The organism is Mogibacterium pumilum (assembly GCF_002243385.1).
GTDB classification, from domain to species: Bacteria; Bacillota; Clostridia; order Peptostreptococcales; family Anaerovoracaceae; genus Mogibacterium; species Mogibacterium pumilum.
In genome coordinates this window covers 1,252,209-1,253,787 of the sequence record NZ_CP016199.1, presented here as the reverse complement: position 1 = coordinate 1,253,787, position 1,579 = coordinate 1,252,209, and the positions used below count along the sequence as shown (strand labels likewise).

Genomic DNA, 1,579 nt, shown 5'->3' with positions numbered 1-1,579 from the left:
ACAGGGCATAGCCGGTGGTTTATTGATTCACCTCGTATTATAGTGTCATAGCCTTTTCTTTACCTTTTCTACAGGTTAGGCTATGCTGTTGAAGATGCTGTGGATTGGTTTTTTTCACCTACCGCATAGACGGTTTTAGTGAGGATCCAACCACAGCCTCTCTGTCTCATTGTTAATCAGTTAGATACCGCATGACGGTTTATGTAGAACGAGGTTACATCCGGCAGAGAGCCCTGTGGATCGACAGCAGCATCAATATACTTTAAGGAGAATCTGATTATGATCTATGTTGGCATTGATATCGCCAAGGATAAGCACGACTGCTGTATCCTCGGCTCTGATGGGGAGATCCTGTTCTCTCCGTTCACCATCCGGAACTCGCTACGGGGATTCGACGAGCTTTATGAGAAGATCTGGTCGTTGACTTCAGACCTGACAGAAATAAAAGTAGGTCTTGAAGCTACCGGACACTATCATCTCAACCTTCTGCGCTCGCTCCTTGATAACGGCCTAGCCAGCTTTGTTATCAACCCGTTACATACAACTCTTTACAGAAAAGGTCAAAGCCTTAGAAAGACGAAAACGGATAAAGTCGATGCTGCTTCGATTGCTATGATGCTGCTTACCGATAGGACACTCAAGCCCTACTCGGACACATCATATCACAACGAAGAACTGAAGTCTCTCACAAGATACCGTTTTGACAAAGTTCAGGAACGTGCTAAGCTGAAAACATCCGTCTCCAGGCTCGTCAGTATCCTCTTCCCTGAACTGGAACCACTCGTCCCAACACTTCATATGACTTCCGTCTATGCCCTGCTCTCTGAATTTCCCGGCGCTTCTTTTGTCGCCGCCGCTCATCTGACTCGTTTGAAGCATCTTCTTCACGATGCTTCAAACGGTCGCTATGGCAGAGATATGGCGATCTCTATTCGAGAGGCTGCATCTTCATCTATCGGATCGGTTCTGCCTGCGAAGTCTCTGGAACTGAAGCATACGATCCGTCTCATTGAAGTCTTGTCTGCAGAAATCGATGAGATCGAGACTGCCATCAATGCCATCATGGATGTTCTGGATTCCCCGATCACTACGATTCCGGGAATCAAAAACCGGATGGGCGCTATGATTCTTGCGGAAATCGGTGACTTCTCCCGTTTTGATAATCCGGATCAGATCCTGGCTTATGCAGGTCTTTCTCCAACCACTTATCAATCAGGTCAGATGACGTCTTCCTATGCCCACATGGAAAAGCGCGGTTCACGATATTTGCGGTATGCACTGTTCAATGCAACTAAATACGTTTGTATGTGGGATCCAATCTTTAAGGCTTATTTGGCCAAGAAACGAGCTGAAGGCAAGCACTACTATGTCGCAATTTCACACGCATGTAAGAAACTTGTCCGCGTAATCTACAGCCTTCAGATGTCTAGAGAATCTTATCGAATCTCTTAAATAAGTCTCTTTCACTTTTCTGTACGAGCACCCTAACGGATGCTCTGTTTGTCATGCAGTTTTCAAGGTACTAATCTATCTGAACGAATTTCTTCGATTCAGGCTTGACTTTTAATAGTTAGTCTCA

1 protein-coding gene is annotated in these 1,579 nt (G+C 45.5%); it reads left to right on the top strand.

Annotated features, from left to right (window positions below; genetic code table 11):
- Positions 1-279 precede the first annotated feature (279 nt).
- Positions 280-1,452 (top strand): IS110 family RNA-guided transposase, encoded by a 1,173-nt coding sequence (locus AXF17_RS05995; RefSeq protein ID WP_094234066.1) that lies wholly within the window; start codon positions 280-282, stop codon positions 1,450-1,452.
- The last annotated feature ends 127 nt before the right edge of the window (positions 1,453-1,579 follow it).